Here is a 15,166-nt window from a genome sequence, read left to right as displayed (position 1 = left end):
CCATGCGGGCAGTCGTGATCGAGAAGTTCGGCGTCCCGCCGACCGTCCGCGACGACGTGCCCGCGCCGGCCTGTCCCGACGACGGGGTCGTCCTGCGGGTCTCGGCCACCGGCGTGTGCCGCAGCGACTGGCACGCGTGGCAGGGGCACGACGCGGACGTCATGCTCCCGCGCGTCCCAGGGCACGAGCTGGCCGGCGTGGTCGTCACTGTGGGGCCCGGCGTCCGGCGGTGGGCCGTCGGCGACGCCGTGACCGTGCCGTTCGTCTGCGCCTGCGGCTCCTGCGCGGCCTGCCTCGCGGGCGAGCAGCAGGTGTGCGAGCGCCAGCGTCAGCCGGGCTTCACGGACGACGGCTCCTACGCCGAGCTCGTCGCGCTGCACCACGCCGACGCGAACCTCGTGCGGCTGCCGGAGGGCATGTCGCCGGTCATAGCCGCGGGTCTCGGCTGTCGGTTCGCGACCGCGTACCGCGCCCTCACGGTGCACGGCCGCGTCGGCGAAGGCGACTGGGTCGCCGTGCACGGCTGCGGCGGCGTCGGGCTGTCCGCGGTCATGATCGCGGTCGCCGGCGGCGCTCAGGTCGTCGCGACGGACGTCGACCCGGCGGCCCGCGAGGCCGCCCTCGCGCTGGGCGCCACCGTGGTCGTCGACGCGTCGACCGACCCGGTCGCGGCCATCCGGTCGGTCACGGCCGGCGGCGCCCACGTCTCGATCGACGCCCTCGGAAGCACCGCGACGGCGACGGCCTCGATCCTGTCGCTGCGGCGGCGCGGGCGGCACGTCCAGGTCGGCCTCCTGCTGGGCCCCGACGCCGCTGCGGCCCTGCCCATGGGTCGCGTGATCGCCTGGGAAGCTCAGCTGTACGGCAGCCACGGCATGGCGGCCCACGAGTACCCCGCGATGCTCGCGCGGATCGCCGCGGGTGCGCTGGACCCGTCCCGCCTGGTCGGTCGCACGATCGGTCTGGACGAGGCCCCCGCCGCCCTCGCCGCACTCGGCACGGGCACCGGCGGCCCGGGGATGACCGTCATCGTGCCGTGAGGCTCGTCCAGCCCGTCGCGCGGATGAGCGAGCGCCCCCAGGAGCCGCGGCACGGCAGCGTCCGGCCTGTCCACGAGATCTCCGACGATCTGCGATGGACACGGGAACGGAGCCCGTCCGACGACTCGCTAGAATCGCCGCGACCCCCCACCGCCGCGCGAACACCTGGAGCCCTTTCGTGGGACGAGTCGTCGTCGATGTCATGCCGAAGCCCGAGATCCTCGACCCGCAGGGCAAGGCCGTCGCCGGCGCGCTGCCGCGGCTCGGGTTCGGGCAGTTCGCGTCCGTCCGTCAGGGCAAGCGGTTCGAGCTCGAGGTCGACGGGCAGGTGACCGACGAGATCCTCGCGGCGGCGCGTGCTGCGGGCGAGCAGGTGCTGTCCAACCCGGTCATCGAGGACGTGGTCGCGGTCTACGAGGACACCGAAGAGCAGGGCCCCGCGCTGTGACTCGTGTAGGTGTCGTCACGTTCCCCGGCACGCTCGACGATCGCGACGCCGCGCGGGCGGTCCGCCTCGCCGGCGCCGAGGCGGTGAGCCTCTGGCACGCCGACGCCGACCTGCACGGGGTCGACGCGGTGGTACTGCCCGGCGGCTTCTCCTACGGCGACTACCTGCGCGCGGGCGCCATCAGCCGGTTCGCGCCGGTCATGGGCGAGATCGTCGACGCCGCGAACAAGGGCCTCCCGGTCCTCGGCATCTGCAACGGCTTCCAGGTCCTCACCGAGGCGCACCTGCTGCCCGGATCGATGATCAAGAACGACCACCTGCACTTCGTCTGCCGCGAGCAGACGCTCTCCGTCGACAACGTCGACACCGCGTGGACCCGCGACTACGCGGTCGGCGAGCACATCACGATCCCTCTGAAGAACCAGGACGGCCAGTACGTCGCCGACGAGCACACGCTCGACGAGCTCGAGGGCGAGGGCCGCGTGGTCTTCCGCTACCAGGGCTGGAACCCGAACGGGTCGCGACGAGGCATCGCCGGCATCTCGAACGCCGCGGGCAACGTCGTCGGTCTCATGCCGCACCCCGAGCACGCAGTCGAGCCGGGCTTCGGTCCCGACGGCGCCCAGGGGCCGCGCACGGGTGTCGACGGGCTGCGCTTCTTCACCTCGGTCCTGACCACCCTCGTCGGCTGAGACGGACCGCGTGCTGAGCCTCGTCGACTGGGACGACCCGGCGGCCACCCGGCTGCGCGACGCCCAGCAGGCAGAGCTGCGCGACCTGTACGGCGAGGACGACATCGAGCACGACCTGACCGGCGAGCACATCGCCGCGCTGGTCCTGCTGCGGGACGGCGACCAGCCCGTGGCGTGCGGGGCGGTCCGGGACCTCGGCGAGGGCGTCGGGGAGCTGAAGCGGATGTACGTCGTCCCGCGGGCGCGCGGCCGCGGCCTGGCGCGAGAGGTGCTCGCCGACTTCGAACGGGTCGCGTCGGAGAAGGGGTTCCGGCGGCTGGTCCTGGAGACGGGTGTCCTGCAGGTCGGTGCCCTCGCCCTCTACCAGCTGGCCGGGTACCGCTCGATCCCGAACTTCGGTCCGTACGCCGCCGAGACGTCCTCGCGGTGCTTCGCCAAGGACCTGCACGCGGAGCCTCGTCGCTCGGGCGCGAAGCACCCCGGGAGGCTTACGCTGCGTCGGGTCGCCTGGGACGACGCCGACGCCGTCGCGCTGCGGTACGCCATGTGGCTCGACATCGAGGTCCGGTACCCGGAGATCGTCGAGGCCACGCCGGGCGGCTTCCCGGCCGACGACCCGCGGCAGGGGATCGGCACCATCAGCTCGGTGGTCGCCGACCTGGACGGCGTGCCCGTCGGCTGCGCCTCGCTGCGAGCGGCTCGCGAGGGGTACCCCGAAGGCTCCGGCGAGCTCAAGAAGGTCTGGGTCGACGACGCGGCCCGCGGGGCCGGTGCCGCCCGCGCGCTGCTGATCGCCATCGAGGACGACGCGCGAGCGGCGGGCCTGACCAGCGTGGTGCTGCAGACCGGCATCCGGCAGCCGGAGGCCGTCACCCTGTACCTGTCGGCGGGTTACCGGCCGATCGTGCCGTTCGGCCCGTACACCGACGACTTGCTCTCGCTGCTCTTCGGAAAGGTCCTCTGAGCAGCCGTCTCGCATCGCGGGACTTTCCCACCAACCCCTGGTCAACCGGCGGATCGGCCCTACGGTCTGCGCCCATGACCACGTTCCATCTCGCCGTCGAGCTCACGCCCGCCGGTCTGCACCCCGCCGCCTGGCGCCTCCCCGCCGAGGACGCCGCCCGCGCGTTCACGGCCCGACACTGGCTCGACCGCGCGCATGCCGCCGAACGGGTGGGCGCGTCCATCGTCTTCGTCGACGACTCGTCGGCGCCCCCGGTCGAGCGCCCGGGCCGCTTCGTCGGGAGCCTCGACGCCGTCGGGGTCGCGGCCCTGCTGGGCCCGACGACCAGCGGCATCGGTCTCGCCCCGGTGGTCCCCGTGACCTACCGGGAGCCGTTCCACGTCGGCAAGGAGATCCAGACCCTCGACCACGTCAGCCTCGGACGGGGAGCGGTGCAGGTCGCCGTCGCCACCTCGGCCGTCGAGCCGCGGTCGGGCACCGAGGCGCTGCGCTACGACGAGCGGGTGCCGCGTGAGCTGCCCGCCCTGTGGCGCGAGGCGGACGACACCATCGAGGTGCTCGAACGGCTGTGGGACAACTGGGAGGACGACGCGATCATCCTCGACGCGGAGGGCGACCGGTACATCGACCGCGCCAAGGTCCACGCGATCGAGTTCACCGGCGAGTTCTTCTCGGTGCACGGCGCCTCGATCACGCCACGGTCGCCGCAGGGTCGGCCGGTCGTCGTGATCCGGGGCGACGACCCGCACGAAGCTCGCCGTCGCCTCGCGGCGCGCCGACGTCATCCGGGTCCGAACGCCCGAGGCCGCCGCCGCGGTCCGGGCCGTCGTGCCCGACACGGTGACCGTGCTGCTCGACGTCGACGTGCTCGTCGCACCGACCGACCGGGTCGCGGCGGAGCGTCGCGCCGCCCTCGACGCGTTCGAGCCATGGTCCTGGGACGGCGTCGTCGTCGGGGGACCCGTGACCGTCGCGACCGAGCTGACCGCGCTCGCAGACCTGGCCGACGGGGTGACCGTCCGTCCGGTCGCGGGGGACGCCGCCCTGCTGGAGGGTCTCCTGCCCCTCGTCGCGAAGCACAGCACGCTGCGCGAGACCCTCGGCCTGCCCCGCCCGACCAGCCGCTACGCCGCCACCCGCTGAAGGACGCCCGATGACCGCCAAGAAGCAGATCCACCTGGGCGCCCACTTCCCGGGCGTCAACCACCACACCGTCTGGACCGACCCGAGCCACCGACCGGACACGCAGTCGGCGTTCGCGTCGTTCCGGCACCTGGCCGCCACCGCCGAGCGCGGGCTCTTCGACTTCGTGTTCCTGGCCGAGGGGCTGCGGCTGCGCGAGCACCGCGGGCAGCTGGTCGACCAGGACGTCGTGGGCCGCCCGGACACCTACGCGGTGCTCGCCGCCCTCGCCGGGGTGACCACGCACGTGGGCCTCGCCGGCACCATCAACGCGACCTTCAACGACCCGTACGCGCTGGCCCGACAGTTCGCGACGCTGGACCACCTGTCCGCCGGCCGCGCCGCGTGGAACGTCGTGACCTCGTCGGACGCCTTCCACGGCGCGAACTTCCGCCGGGGCGGGTACCTGGCCTACCCCGACCGGTACGAGCGGGCCCGGGAGGTCGTGGAGGCCGCGCGCGCACTGTGGGACGCCTGGGCGCCGTACGCCATCGTCGACGAGGGCGAGAGCTTCGCGCGGCCGGGGTCGCTGGGCACCGTCCGCACGACGGGTCGGCTGGTCGACATCGAGGCCACCCCGACGCTCCCGCGACCGCCGCAGGGCCACCCGGTCATCATCCAGGCGGGCGACTCCGACGGCGGCCGCGAGCTCGCGGCACAGGTGGCGGACGCGGTCTTCTCCCGGCACACCGAGCTCGAGGACGGCAAGACGTTCTACGCGGACGTGAAGGGGCGTCTCGCCCGGTACGGGCGCCGGCGCGAGGACCTGCTGATCCTGCCGGGCTCGTCGTTCGTGCTGGGCGACACCACGGCCGAGGCCGAGGAGCGACTCCGGACTGCAACCTGCAGACGGTCCGCCCGTCCGTCGCCCGCGCGTTCGTGGAGCAGCTGTGGAACCGGGACCTGTCCGGGTACGACGTCGACGGCCCGCTGCCGACGATCGATCCGCTGGTCGACGCGCCCTCCATCACGAACGGCCGGGCCAGCATGTTCAAGGACCCGATCGCGGTCGCGACGCAGTGGCGCGAGCTGTCCGAGGCGAAGGGGCTGTCGATCCGCGAGCTCGTGATCACGGTCCTGGGCCGGTCGAACTTCGTCGGGACGCCCGAGCACGTGGCCGAACAGATCGACCGCTACGTGCAGGAGGACGCCTCCGACGGGTTCATCCTCGTGCCGCACCTGACGCCGCACGGTCTGGACGAGTTCGTTGCGAAGGTGGTCCCTCTCCTGCAGGAGCGGGGCTCGTTCCGCACGTCCTACGAGGCCTCCACCCTCCGGGAGAACCTCGGCCTGCTCGCGGCGGACGCGTTCGGCCGCACGCTCGACCCCGTCCTGACCGAGAGGAACCGCTGATGACCGTGCTCACCGACACCTTCACCGCCGACTGGGAGACGTGGCACGCGTCCCGCGAGGCCTACTTCGCCCAGCCGCACGGCTGGGTCGCCATCACGGCGCTGCACTGGCTCACCGCCCAGGCCCAGACGTTCGACGAGTTCCCGGGCCGCTGGACCGCGGCGCCCGGCTCCGCGGTCACGATCGAGGCGGTCGCGACCGACGGCCTCGTGGTGCCCGGCGGCGACGTGGTCGACGGCGTCGCGACCCTCGACCCGGTCGAGGGCGGCCCGGGCCTGAACGTGCGGTCCGGCGACCTCATCCTCGAGGTGGCGCGTCGCACCGCGCACGTGATCATCCGCGTGCACGACCCGCGTGCGCCGCAGCTGGCGGCGTTCACGGGGATCCCGGCGTACGCACCGGACGAGAAGTGGCTGGTCAGGGGCGCGTTCGAGGCGTTCGACGCGCCACGGACGGTGACCACCGGCGCCGTCGTCGAGGGCCTGGAGCACCACCACGCCGCGGTCGGCACCGTGCGGTTCGAGGTCTCCGGCGTGCCGCAGTCGCTCCTCGTGTTCGACGGTGGCGCCCGCAGGCTGTCGGTCCTGTTCCGCGACGCGACGAGCGGTGTGACCACCTACCCGGCCTCGCGCACGCTCGCGCTCGGACCGCTCCGGGGCGACGGGACGGTCGCCCTCGACTTCAACCGCGCGAGCAACCTGCCGTGCGGCCTGACCGAGTTCGCCACCTGCCCGGTGCCGCCCGCCGAGAACGTGCTGACGGTCGCTGTCGAGGCCGGCGAGCAGTGGGTGCGCTGATCAGCGGCTGACCAACAACCGGCCGGCCTCCGCGAACCGCATCCACTGGTCCTCCTGGTCGGGCGGCAGCGAGACCCAGTCGTAGAACACCCGCGCTCCGCCGCCGGGCGCCCACAACCGGGCGCCCGGCAGCGCGAGCGCGTCGGCGTGCTCGGCGGTGGACCGCCCGAAGCTTGACCGCGAGGTGCCCGTCGCCCGTGAACGCGGCGAACATCGACGACCCGACCTTGAGCATCGGATGGCCCATCATCTGGCCGAGGGTCGCCCCGCGCGCGACGAGGTCCACGGCGATGGCGTCGAACTCGGAGTCCATCGGCCCAGCCTCACATGGACGCGACGAGGTTCACCAGCAGCGCGATGATGACGGTCCCGAACAGGTAGCTGAGCAGCGCGTGCACCAGCGCCGTCCGGCGCATCTGCGACGAGCCCAGGTCGGTGTCCGAGATCGCGAAGCTCATCCCGACGGTCACCGCCACGTACGCGAAGTCGGTGTACTGAGGCGCTTCCTTCTGATGGAAGTCGATGCCGCCGGCGCCGTCGGTCAGGTACATCCGGGCGTACCGCAGCGCGAAGACCGTGTGGATCGCGGCCCAGGACGCCAGGACGCTCGTCATGATCGCGATGGTCGGCAGGAGCTGGCCGATCGCACCGCTGACCAGCAGCGAGATCACACCGGCGAGCGTCACCAGGGCGGCGGCGATCACGACGAGGTGCGACACGAACCGCGTCGGCTCCTCCCGGGTCGCGTGGGACGCGGTCTCGTCGGGACCCATGGGCGCGCAGGCGATCCAGGTCCAGACGACGAACACGGCGGCGATCGTCGCCCACCCCGCCAGCAGCGCCGCGAGCACCGACGACCAGCTGACCACTATCCCCACGCCGATGCCCAGCACCAGCCCGACGAGCAGGCGGACCGCCGGGGACACCACGACGCGTCGGTTGACCATGTCGACAGTGTCCCGGCCGGCCGACCGATTCGGCGTCAGGTCGCGAGTGTGTCCAGCGCCTGTGTGAGGTCGTCGATGAGGTCCTCGGGGTCCTCGAGGCCCACCGAGAACCGCAGCGTGGACTCGGCGATCCCCACGGCCGCACGCCCGTCCGCACCGAGCTTGCGGTGCGTCGTCGTGGCGGGGTGCGTGATGATCGACTTCGCGTCGCCCAGGTTGTTCGAGATGTCGACGATCCGAAGCGCGTCGACCACCCCGAACGTGGCCTTCTTGGCCACCTCTGCGGACGCGTCCGCCGGCACCGCGAGGTTGAACGTCACGACCGTGCCGCCGCCGCTCTGCTGCGTCAGCGCGAGCGCGTGCTGCGGGTGCGAGGGGAGGTAGGGGTAGCGGACCTGCGAGACCCCGGGCTGCGCCTCGAGCCAGGTCGCCAGGCGCAGGGCCGACGCCGTCTGGTGGCGGACCCGCAGCGAGAGCGTCTCCAGCCCCTTGAGCAGCACCCACGCGTTGAACGCCGACATCGACGGTCCGGTGTTGCGGATCATCGTCTGCACCGGGCCGTGGATGTACTCCTCGGAACCCAGGATCGCGCCGCCGAGCACGCGGCCCTGACCGTCGATGTGCTTGGTCGCCGAGTAGACGACCACGTCGGCGCCGAGGTCGAGCGGCCGCGACAGGACGGGTGTCGCGAACACGTTGTCGACGATGACCAGGGCCCCGGCGGCGTGCGCGAGCCGCGAGACCGCCTCGATGTCGACAAGGTCCTGCATCGGGTTGGACGGCGTCTCGAAGAACACCACGTCGGCAGGCGTCGACAGCGCGGCCTCCCACTGCGAGAGCACGTGCCCGTCGACGTAGTCGGTGGTGACGCCCCACTTCGCCAGGACCTCGTCGAAGAGCACGACCGTCGAGCCGAACAGCGCCCGGGCCGCCACGATGCGTGAGCCCGACCGGGCCACGGCTGCCAGCGCGGTGAAGACCGCGGACATCCCGCTCGCGGTGGCGTAGGCCGCCTCGGCCCCGTCGAGCAGCCGCAGCCGCTCCTCGAACGTGGAGACCGTCGGGTTGTTGTACCGCGAGTACAGGAACCGGTCGTACTCACCGGCGAAGGCGGACTCGGCCTGTGCGCCGTTGTCGTAGACGTAGCCCTGCGTCAGGAACAGCGCCTCGGACATCTCCTGGAACTGCGACCGCACCAGCCCGCCGCGCACGGCGAGCGTGTCGGGGCGCAGCGTGCTGCGCTCGACGCGCTTCTCGTCCCAGTCGCCGGGACCCGGCACGCGAGCCGCGCTCATCGCTGGCGCCAGGGCAGGCCGGCGGCGCGCCAGCCCGAGTGCCCGCGGTGGCCGTCCGCGCCCACGTCGCCCTCGAAACCCTCGAGCACGTTGTAGGCGGGGCCGAGCCCGGCGGCCGTCGCGGCGTTCGCGGCCGCGATCGAGCGCACGCCCGACCGGCACAGGAACACGATCGGCCGACCGTCGCCGGACGCCAGCCCGAGCTGGCCCAGCTGCTTGAGGAACTGGGGGTTCGGGCGTCCCGACGGATAGGTCACCCACTCGACCAGTGCGGAGCGGCCGTCGATCGCGGCGGCGTCCGGGATGCCCACGTAGGCCCACTCGGCGTCGGTGCGCACGTCGACCAGCAGCGCGCTCTGGTCGGACGTGAGCAGTTCCCAGGCCTGCTGGGGGGTCAGGTCACCGGCGTGCCTCATGCGGGCCCCGTCTCATGGGTGGTGGCGTTCACGGTGCGATACCTCCATCGGTCCTGGCGGTAGCACCCTCGTCCGAGGCTGCCGGTGGTCGACAGCGTGCTCGCGGGTTGCTGCGGCGTCGTCGAGCCAGATCTCTCGGCCGCTCTGGATGGTGCCGGTGATGTTAGTGCGGCGATCCGTGGAATCCAACTGGTGGAATCGAGGTCTTGCGATCCGAGACGATCCGTCCCGGACGTTGACAGTCCCGCGGGGGTGCGGGGACCCTCTTCTCAGGTCATGAGCGCCAGCGTCAAGCCCCGGCTCGCTGGCCGGCAACCCTCCTCCGCGGTGGGGTGCCCCGGGTGACGACCTGGCCGTGCTCCGTCCGGGGCTCGGCAAGCGCGGGGTCCACCGTCGTGGTTGCCCCCTTTGTCGGAGGACCATCATGACCGCAACTGCCGAGCGCCTCTCCTGTGCGGACGTCGATGCGGTGAGCGCCCTGCTCCCCGTCGTCGGCGGCAACACCACGGTGCCCCTCGTCGACGGCTCGCAGGTCGTCTACGCCAACCTGGACTACGCCGCCAGCGCGCCCGCGCTCGAGGCCGTCGCCGCCCGCGTCACCGAGGTGCTGCCGCTGTACGCGTCCGTGCACCGCGGCGCCGGCTACCTCTCGCAGGTGTCCACCGCGTTGTACGAGTCGGCCCGCCAGACGATCGCCCGCTTCGTGGACGCGCGTCCCGACGACGTCGCCATCATCACCCGCAACACCACCGACTCGCTCAACCTGCTGGCGGGCGTGGTCCCGACCGGCGGCCGGGTGCTCGTCCTCGACATCGAGCACCACGCCAACCTGCTGCCCTGGGTGCACTCCGCGCCCGGTCACGGTCACCAGACCACGATCCTGCCGATCGCCGGCACCGTCGCGGAGACCCTGAGCAAGACTTCGCGACGACTCGCGCGCCAGCACTACGCCCTCCTGACCGTCACGGGCGCCTCCAACGTCACCGGCGAGTCGCTGCCCCTGGACGAGGTCATCGCCCTCGCGCACGCCGAGGGCACGCGCGTCGCGATCGACGGCGCCCAGCTGGTGCCGCACCGCGGGTTCTCGTTGACGTCGTCGGACGCCGACTACATCGCGTTCTCGGGGCACAAGACCTACGCGCCGTTCGGGGCCGGCGCGCTCGTCGGTCGTCGCGACTGGCTCGACACGGGCTCGCCGTACCTCGCAGGGGGAGGTGCGGTGCGCGACGTGCGGACCGATCGCACGATCTGGCAGCCGGCCCCGGCTCGGCACGAGGCCGGCTCGCCCAACGTGATCGGCGCCATCGCGCTCGCGGAGGCCTGCGACCAGCTCGCAGCCCTGCCTGCGGGTGCGCTGCACGCCCACGAGGACGCCCTGCGCGCGCGGCTGGTCGCCGGTCTGAGCGCCATCGACGGCGTGGAGATCGCGCGGATCTGGCCCGACTCGGCCCCGCCCGTCGGCGTCCTGACGTTCACCGTCCCGGGACACAACCCCGGCCTCGTCGCCGCGTACCTGTCCGCCGAGCACGGCATCGGCGTCCGCGACGGCCGCTTCTGCGCGCACCCGCTGCTCGCGCACCTCGGGGCGTCCGACGGGGCGATCCGCGCGTCGGTGGGCGTCGGCACGACGAGCGAGGCCGTCGACCGGCTCCTCACGGCCCTGACGGAGTACCTGGCCGACGGCCCGCGCTCCGGCTACGAGATCGTCGACGGCTGCTGGTCGGTGGTCGACGACACACGCCCGCTGGTCGAGGTGCACGGCCTGGACCACCTGGCCGCGACGGCCGCAGCCGCCTGCGGCCCAGCCCTGGACGACTGACCGCCGACGGCTCGGCCCGGCCCCCGGCCCGGGCCGTCCGCCGAGACCGGCAGTTCGTCGCGAGAACGGCAGTTCAGAGTGCCGTTCTCGCGCCAAAGTGCCGTTCTCGCCACTGGGACCGGGAGAGGATGACTGGGTGCAAGACAGGAGCCAGGAGCAGGTCGGCGTGCTCGGTGTGGTCGCGTTTCTCGTCGAGGTGGTGATGGTCGCCTTGCTGGCCGTGGCTGGGTGGCGGCTCGGCAGCAGCACGCTGCTGTCGTTGGTCCTCGCGGTCGTGTTCGTGGCGGTCGCCGTCGCGGTGTGGAGCCGCTGGATGGCCCCGCTCTCGACGCACCGCCTCCCCGGCACCGTTCGGGCCGTCGTGGCGACCGGGCTGTTCGTGCTCACCACGGTCGTCGCGCTGCTCGCGGGCATCTCGGCGTTCGTCGTCGTCCCGTTCGCCGTGATCGGCGCGGCCGTCTTCACGGCGGTCCGCGCGTCCTGACGCCCGCTGCGCCCGCGCCACCGCCCGGCCGTGCGAACGCGCGCGACGCCTGTCCGGACGGGGTGTCGTCGCCGGCCTGCGGGTGGGCGGTGTCTGGACGAAGATGGTCATCAAGGCGGGCGGCCGGCGGGATCCGAGACCCGACGGCCGTTCGTCGGCCGATCAGGCGTGCGGCGTGACCGAGCCCGTCAGGTGCGGGGCGCTGCTCCAGGCCGCGAACGAGAAGCCGACGTCCGACGGTGCGATCCGGACGTCGACCGTGGACGGCAGCAGCACGGGTCTGAGGAAGGTCACCGACCAGTCGAACGCGTCTCCGCGGGCGGCTCCGACGGCCGCGAGCGCACGCGACGCCGTGTACAGGCCGTGGGCGATCGCGCGGGGGAACCCGAACGCGCGGGCGGCCAGTGACGACACATGGATCGGGTTGCGGTCGCCGGAGACGGCGGCGTAGCGGCGGCCGGTGTCGGCGGCGAGCACCCACCTGCCGGTCGGCGTCGGCGGCTCGAAGGACGTCCGCTCGTCCGCGGCGTCGCCCGCCAGGAACAGGCCGCGCGCGAGATAGGTGGACACGCCCCGCCAGACGATCTCGTCGTCGACCGACACGGTCGTCACGAGGTCGACCTGGGTGCCCGTGCGGTGCCCGCGCAGGTTCGTCGCGGACGCGTGGAGGTCGAGCCGGTCGACGAGTGTCACGGGCCGGGTCTGCGTGACGTGGTTCGACAGGTGGATCAGGCCGGCCACCGGCAGCGGGAAGTCGGAGCGCGCCATGAGGGCCGTCGCGACGGGGAACGCGAGCACGTGCACGAACCCGGCCGGCAGGGCGTCGCTCGCGGACTCGCCGAGCAGGTGCTGGTACGCGGTCAGGTGGTCGGCGGACGCCTGGACGCCGCGCACGACGTACTCGACGGCCGGCAGCTCGGCCGGTGCCCGGCCCCGTCGTCGGGACAGAGCCAGCCGTCCCGACGAGGCCGCGCCGCGCACGTACAGTCCGCCGAGCCCGGGCACGCCGGGCAGGACGACGACCGTCACCGGCCGACCAGGTTCTGCCCGCACACCCGCAGCACGCGTCCCACGATCCCGCCGGCCGCCGGGGAGGCCAGGAACGCGACCGTCTCGGCGACGTCGACGGGCAGCCCGCCCTGCTGCAGGGAGTTCAGCCGGCGCGCGACCTGCCGGGTGACGGCCGGGATGCGCGCGGTCATCTCGGTCTCGATGAACCCGGGCGCGACGGCGTTCGCGGTACCCCCGAACACCTCCAGCAGCGGCGCGGTCGCGCGGACCATGCCGATCACGCCACCCTTGGACGCCGCGTAGTTGGCCTGCCCGCGGTTGCCGGCGATGCCGGAGGTCGATGCGAGGGAGACGATCCGCGGGGCGTCGGTGAAGTCGCCGGACGTCAGCAGCGCCTCGTTGATCGCCAGCTGGGACGCGATGTTGACGGCCAGCACCGAGTCCCACTTCTCCGGCGTCATGTTGGCCAGCAGCTTGTCGCGCGTGATGCCGGCGTTGTGCACGACGATGTCGAGCCGTCCGTGCCGCGCGAGCGCGTGCTCGAGGATGCGCGCCCCGGCGTCCGGCGCCGTCACGTCGAGCTGCAGCGCGGTTCCCCGCACGCGGTTGGCGACGACCACCAGGTGCTCCCCGGCGGCGGGCACGTCGACCACGACCACGGTCGCACCGTCCCGGGCGAGTGTGTCCGCGATCGACTCACCGATGCCGCGGGCGGCCCCCGTGACCACCGCGACGCGACCCGCCAACGGTCGGTCCCACGACGCGGGGAGCGACCCGGCCAACGAGTCGACCTCCAGCAGCTGGCCGTCCACGAACGCCGACCGCGTGGACAGGAAGAACCGCAGCGCACCGACGACGGAGGGCGCGGTGACCGGGACGTCGGACCCGAGCACGAGCCCGTTCGCGGTCGCACCGCCGCGCAGCTCCTTGGCGATCGACCGCAGGAACCCGTCGACGCCCTGCCGGGCCGCGGCGACCGCCGGAGCGTCGTCGGACGTGGCGGCGCGGGAGACCGTGAACACGCGACCGCCCCGCGCCAGCCTCTTGAGCACGCCGGGCGGCTCCGAGGACGGGAGCCGCCAGCTCCGACGGGTGGGTCAGTGACGTGAGCCCGAGCACGACGGCCGAGTACCGCAGGTCGGGCGCCGCCACCCGGTGCACGTCGAGGTCCCAGTCGGCCGACAGGAGCCGGGCGAGCTCGTCGTCGCCGATCACCAGGACCGGCCCGTCGAGCAGCGCCTGGCCTTCCTGGAAGCGACGCAGCGGTGTGGGCTGCGGGAGCCCCAGCTTGCTTGGCCAGCTTGCCCGTGAACCCGCCGTTGACCAGGTTCAGGTACGTGTCGGCGGACATCAGGCCGCCTCGAGGATCGCGGTCATTCCCAGACCCCCTGCGGCGCAGACCGACACCAGTGCCCGGGTTCCGGGTCCGCGTCGGTGGAGCTCCTTGCTGACGGTCGCGACGATCCGACCGCCCGTCGCGGCGAACGGGTGCCCGGCGGCGAGCGACGAGCCGTGGACGTTGAGCTTCGCGCGGTCCACGGAGCCGAAGGCGCCCTCGAGCCCCAGGCGGTCGCGGCCGAACGACTCCGACTCCCACGCCGCCAGGATCGTCAGCACGGTCGACGCGAAGGCCTCGTGGATCTCGACCAGGTCGAAGTCGTCGAGGGTCAGCCCGTTGCGGGCGAGCAGCCGGGGCACGGCGAACACAGGAGCCATGAGCAGTCCGTCGACGCCGTGCACGAAGTCGACCGCGGCCGCCTCGGCGTCGACCACGGACGCGAGCGGGACGAGACCGTGCGCGGATGCCCAGTCCGCGGAGCCGAGCAGCACCGTCGAGGCACCGTCGGACAGCGGGGTCGAGTTGCCCGCGGTCATCGTCGCCGGGGTGTCCAGCCCGAGGCCGAAGACGGGCTTCAGCGACGCCAGCTTCTCCAGGGACGAGTCCGCTCGCAGGTTCGCGTCGCGCGCCAGGCCGCGGAAGGGCGTGACCAGGTCGTCGAAGAACCCGGCGTCGTAGGCCGCGGCCAGGTTCTGGTGGCTGGCCAGCGCGACCTCGTCCTGCGCCGCCTGCGAGATGCCCCACTGCGCGGTGGTCAGCGCCTGGTGCTCGCCCATCGACAGGTGCGTGCGCGGCTCGTCGGTGCGGGGAGCGGAGGGCGCGAGGTCCTTCGGGCGGATCTTGGCGACGGCGGCGAGCTTCTGGGCGGCGGACTTCGCGTGCGAGAGGTCGAGCAGCTGGCGCCGCAGCCGGTCGCTCACCGCGATCGGGGCGTCCGACGTGGTGTCGACGCCGCCCGCGATCGCCGACTCGAGCTGTCCGAGGCGGATCTTGTTGCTGAGCGACACGACGGTCTCGAGCCCGGTCGCGCACGCCATCTGCACGTCGTACGCGGGCGTCTCGGCGGAGAGCGCCGAGCCCAGCACAGACTCGCGCGTGAGGTTGAAGTCGCGGCTGTGCTTGAGGACCGCACCGGCCGCCACCTCGCCGATCCGTTCGCCCTGCAGCCCGTAGCGCGCCACCAGCCCGTCGAGCGCGGCCGTGAGCATGTCCTGGTTGCTGGCGTGCGCGTAGGGGCCGCCGGCGCGGGCGAAGGGGATGCGGTTGCCTCCGAGCACGTAGGCGTTGCGCGGGGTGGGGGTGGTGGTGCGACGGGCCATGAGGGGCTCGTTCCTCTCGCATTCGTCGATGAAGCGAACCGGCTTGATGTGACGCAGTGT

15 protein-coding genes, 1 pseudogene and 2 riboswitches are annotated in these 15,166 nt (G+C 73.0%); of the genes and pseudogenes, 10 read left to right on the top strand and 6 right to left on the bottom strand.

Annotated features, from left to right (window positions below):
- The first annotated feature begins 2 nt into the window (after positions 1–2).
- The 8 genes from AC38ZX_RS18625 (at position 3) to AC38ZX_RS18590 (ending at position 6,476) form a co-directional block, all read left to right on the top strand.
- Positions 3–1,040, top strand: a complete 1,038-nt coding sequence (locus AC38ZX_RS18625) for a zinc-dependent alcohol dehydrogenase family protein (protein ID WP_491295456.1) — start codon at positions 3–5, stop codon at positions 1,038–1,040.
- 178 nt (positions 1,041–1,218) lie between these two features.
- Positions 1,219–1,488 (top strand): phosphoribosylformylglycinamidine synthase subunit PurS, encoded by a 270-nt coding sequence (purS, locus tag AC38ZX_RS18620; RefSeq protein WP_491295455.1) that lies wholly within the window; start codon positions 1,219–1,221, stop codon positions 1,486–1,488.
- A complete protein-coding gene (gene purQ, locus AC38ZX_RS18615; RefSeq protein WP_491295454.1) occupies positions 1,485–2,180 on the top strand; it encodes a phosphoribosylformylglycinamidine synthase subunit PurQ in 696 nt (231 codons plus the stop codon). The genes purS and purQ overlap by 4 nt, the downstream gene beginning before the upstream one ends.
- A 10-nt stretch (positions 2,181–2,190) precedes the next feature.
- Complete coding sequence (locus tag AC38ZX_RS18610; protein ID WP_491295453.1) at positions 2,191–3,144, top strand: GNAT family N-acetyltransferase; 954 nt, start codon at positions 2,191–2,193, stop codon at positions 3,142–3,144.
- A gap of 74 nt (positions 3,145–3,218) precedes the next feature.
- Positions 3,219–4,301, top strand: a complete 1,083-nt coding sequence (locus tag AC38ZX_RS18605; protein ID WP_491295452.1) for an LLM class flavin-dependent oxidoreductase — start codon at positions 3,219–3,221, stop codon at positions 4,299–4,301.
- A complete protein-coding gene (locus AC38ZX_RS18600) occupies positions 4,298–5,395 on the top strand; it encodes an NtaA/DmoA family FMN-dependent monooxygenase (protein ID WP_491295451.1) in 1,098 nt (365 codons plus the stop codon). The genes AC38ZX_RS18605 and AC38ZX_RS18600 overlap by 4 nt, the downstream gene beginning before the upstream one ends.
- Positions 5,314–5,679, top strand: a complete 366-nt coding sequence (locus tag AC38ZX_RS18595; RefSeq protein WP_491295450.1) for a hypothetical protein — start codon at positions 5,314–5,316, stop codon at positions 5,677–5,679. The genes AC38ZX_RS18600 and AC38ZX_RS18595 overlap by 82 nt, the downstream gene beginning before the upstream one ends.
- Entirely contained in the window at positions 5,679–6,476 is a 798-nt protein-coding gene (locus tag AC38ZX_RS18590; protein ID WP_491295449.1) for a DUF1684 domain-containing protein, read from the top strand. Before AC38ZX_RS18595 ends, AC38ZX_RS18590 begins: the two co-directional genes overlap by 1 nt.
- 323 nt (positions 6,477–6,799) lie before the next feature.
- On the opposite strand, the gene AC38ZX_RS18585 is transcribed toward AC38ZX_RS18590, so the two are convergent.
- The 3 genes from AC38ZX_RS18585 to AC38ZX_RS18575 are packed head-to-tail and all read right to left on the bottom strand — an operon-like array spanning position 6,800 to position 9,134.
- Positions 6,800–7,423 (bottom strand): DUF1345 domain-containing protein, encoded by a 624-nt coding sequence (locus AC38ZX_RS18585; RefSeq protein ID WP_426593266.1) that lies wholly within the window; start codon positions 7,421–7,423, stop codon positions 6,800–6,802.
- Positions 7,424–7,458: 35 nt separating this feature from the next.
- The gene (locus AC38ZX_RS18580; RefSeq protein WP_426593265.1) at positions 7,459–8,718 is read right to left on the bottom strand and encodes an O-succinylhomoserine sulfhydrylase; all 1,260 of its coding nucleotides are present in this window, start codon (positions 8,716–8,718) and stop codon (positions 7,459–7,461) included.
- A complete protein-coding gene (locus AC38ZX_RS18575; RefSeq protein ID WP_491295448.1) occupies positions 8,715–9,134 on the bottom strand; it encodes a rhodanese-like domain-containing protein in 420 nt (139 codons plus the stop codon). Before AC38ZX_RS18575 ends, AC38ZX_RS18580 begins: the two co-directional genes overlap by 4 nt.
- A 41-nt stretch (positions 9,135–9,175) precedes the next feature.
- A riboswitch (SAM riboswitch) is annotated at positions 9,176–9,289 on the bottom strand.
- 117 nt (positions 9,290–9,406) lie between these two features.
- Positions 9,407–9,521, top strand: a riboswitch (SAM riboswitch).
- A 37-nt stretch (positions 9,522–9,558) separates the two neighbouring features.
- Between AC38ZX_RS18575 and AC38ZX_RS18570 the strand changes: the two genes are divergently transcribed.
- Positions 9,559–10,953 carry an aminotransferase class V-fold PLP-dependent enzyme gene (locus AC38ZX_RS18570; RefSeq protein ID WP_491295447.1) on the top strand — a complete coding sequence of 465 codons (1,395 nt, stop codon included), beginning with the start codon at positions 9,559–9,561 and terminating at the stop codon, positions 10,951–10,953.
- A 136-nt stretch (positions 10,954–11,089) separates the two neighbouring features.
- Positions 11,090–11,437 (top strand): DUF2568 domain-containing protein, encoded by a 348-nt coding sequence (locus AC38ZX_RS18565; protein WP_491295446.1) that lies wholly within the window; start codon positions 11,090–11,092, stop codon positions 11,435–11,437.
- Positions 11,438–11,599: 162 nt separating this feature from the next.
- On the opposite strand, the gene AC38ZX_RS18560 is transcribed toward AC38ZX_RS18565, so the two are convergent.
- From AC38ZX_RS18560 to AC38ZX_RS18550, 3 genes and pseudogenes are all read right to left on the bottom strand, one after another.
- The gene (locus tag AC38ZX_RS18560) at positions 11,600–12,466 is read right to left on the bottom strand and encodes a MaoC/PaaZ C-terminal domain-containing protein (protein WP_426593261.1); all 867 of its coding nucleotides are present in this window, start codon (positions 12,464–12,466) and stop codon (positions 11,600–11,602) included.
- Positions 12,463–13,799 (bottom strand): annotated as a pseudogene (locus AC38ZX_RS18555) (3-oxoacyl-ACP reductase). The gene AC38ZX_RS18560 and the pseudogene AC38ZX_RS18555 overlap by 4 nt, the downstream one beginning before the upstream one ends.
- Positions 13,799–15,106 (bottom strand): acetyl-CoA C-acetyltransferase, encoded by a 1,308-nt coding sequence (locus tag AC38ZX_RS18550; protein ID WP_426593259.1) that lies wholly within the window; start codon positions 15,104–15,106, stop codon positions 13,799–13,801. Before AC38ZX_RS18550 ends, AC38ZX_RS18555 begins: the two are co-directional and overlap by 1 nt.
- Positions 15,107–15,166 lie beyond the last annotated feature (60 nt).

It is taken from the genome of Cellulomonas sp. McL0606 (assembly GCF_058248365.1).
Note: the sequence above shows the minus strand (reverse complement) of the source record. Positions and strands in the feature narration are given on the sequence as shown.

What these genes read in the sequence shown, in the direction of transcription:
- AC38ZX_RS18600 (WP_491295451.1), top strand. Translation starts at nt 4,298, where the DNA reads ATGACCGCCAAGAAGCAGATCCACCTGGGCGCCCACTTCCCGGGCGTC.
- AC38ZX_RS18570 (WP_491295447.1), top strand. Translation starts at nt 9,559, where the DNA reads ATGACCGCAACTGCCGAGCGCCTCTCCTGTGCGGACGTCGATGCGGTG.
- AC38ZX_RS18580 (WP_426593265.1), bottom strand. Translation starts at nt 8,718, where the DNA reads ATGAGCGCGGCTCGCGTGCCGGGTCCCGGCGACTGGGACGAGAAGCGC.
- AC38ZX_RS18625 (WP_491295456.1), top strand. Translation starts at nt 3, where the DNA reads ATGCGGGCAGTCGTGATCGAGAAGTTCGGCGTCCCGCCGACCGTCCGC.
- AC38ZX_RS18605 (WP_491295452.1), top strand. Translation starts at nt 3,219, where the DNA reads ATGACCACGTTCCATCTCGCCGTCGAGCTCACGCCCGCCGGTCTGCAC.
- AC38ZX_RS18550 (WP_426593259.1), bottom strand. Translation starts at nt 15,106, where the DNA reads ATGGCCCGTCGCACCACCACCCCCACCCCGCGCAACGCCTACGTGCTC.
- AC38ZX_RS18575 (WP_491295448.1), bottom strand. Translation starts at nt 9,134, where the DNA reads ATGAGGCACGCCGGTGACCTGACCCCCCAGCAGGCCTGGGAACTGCTC.
- AC38ZX_RS18585 (WP_426593266.1), bottom strand. Translation starts at nt 7,423, where the DNA reads ATGGTCAACCGACGCGTCGTGGTGTCCCCGGCGGTCCGCCTGCTCGTC.
- AC38ZX_RS18595 (WP_491295450.1), top strand. Translation starts at nt 5,314, where the DNA reads ATGTTCAAGGACCCGATCGCGGTCGCGACGCAGTGGCGCGAGCTGTCC.
- AC38ZX_RS18590 (WP_491295449.1), top strand. Translation starts at nt 5,679, where the DNA reads ATGACCGTGCTCACCGACACCTTCACCGCCGACTGGGAGACGTGGCAC.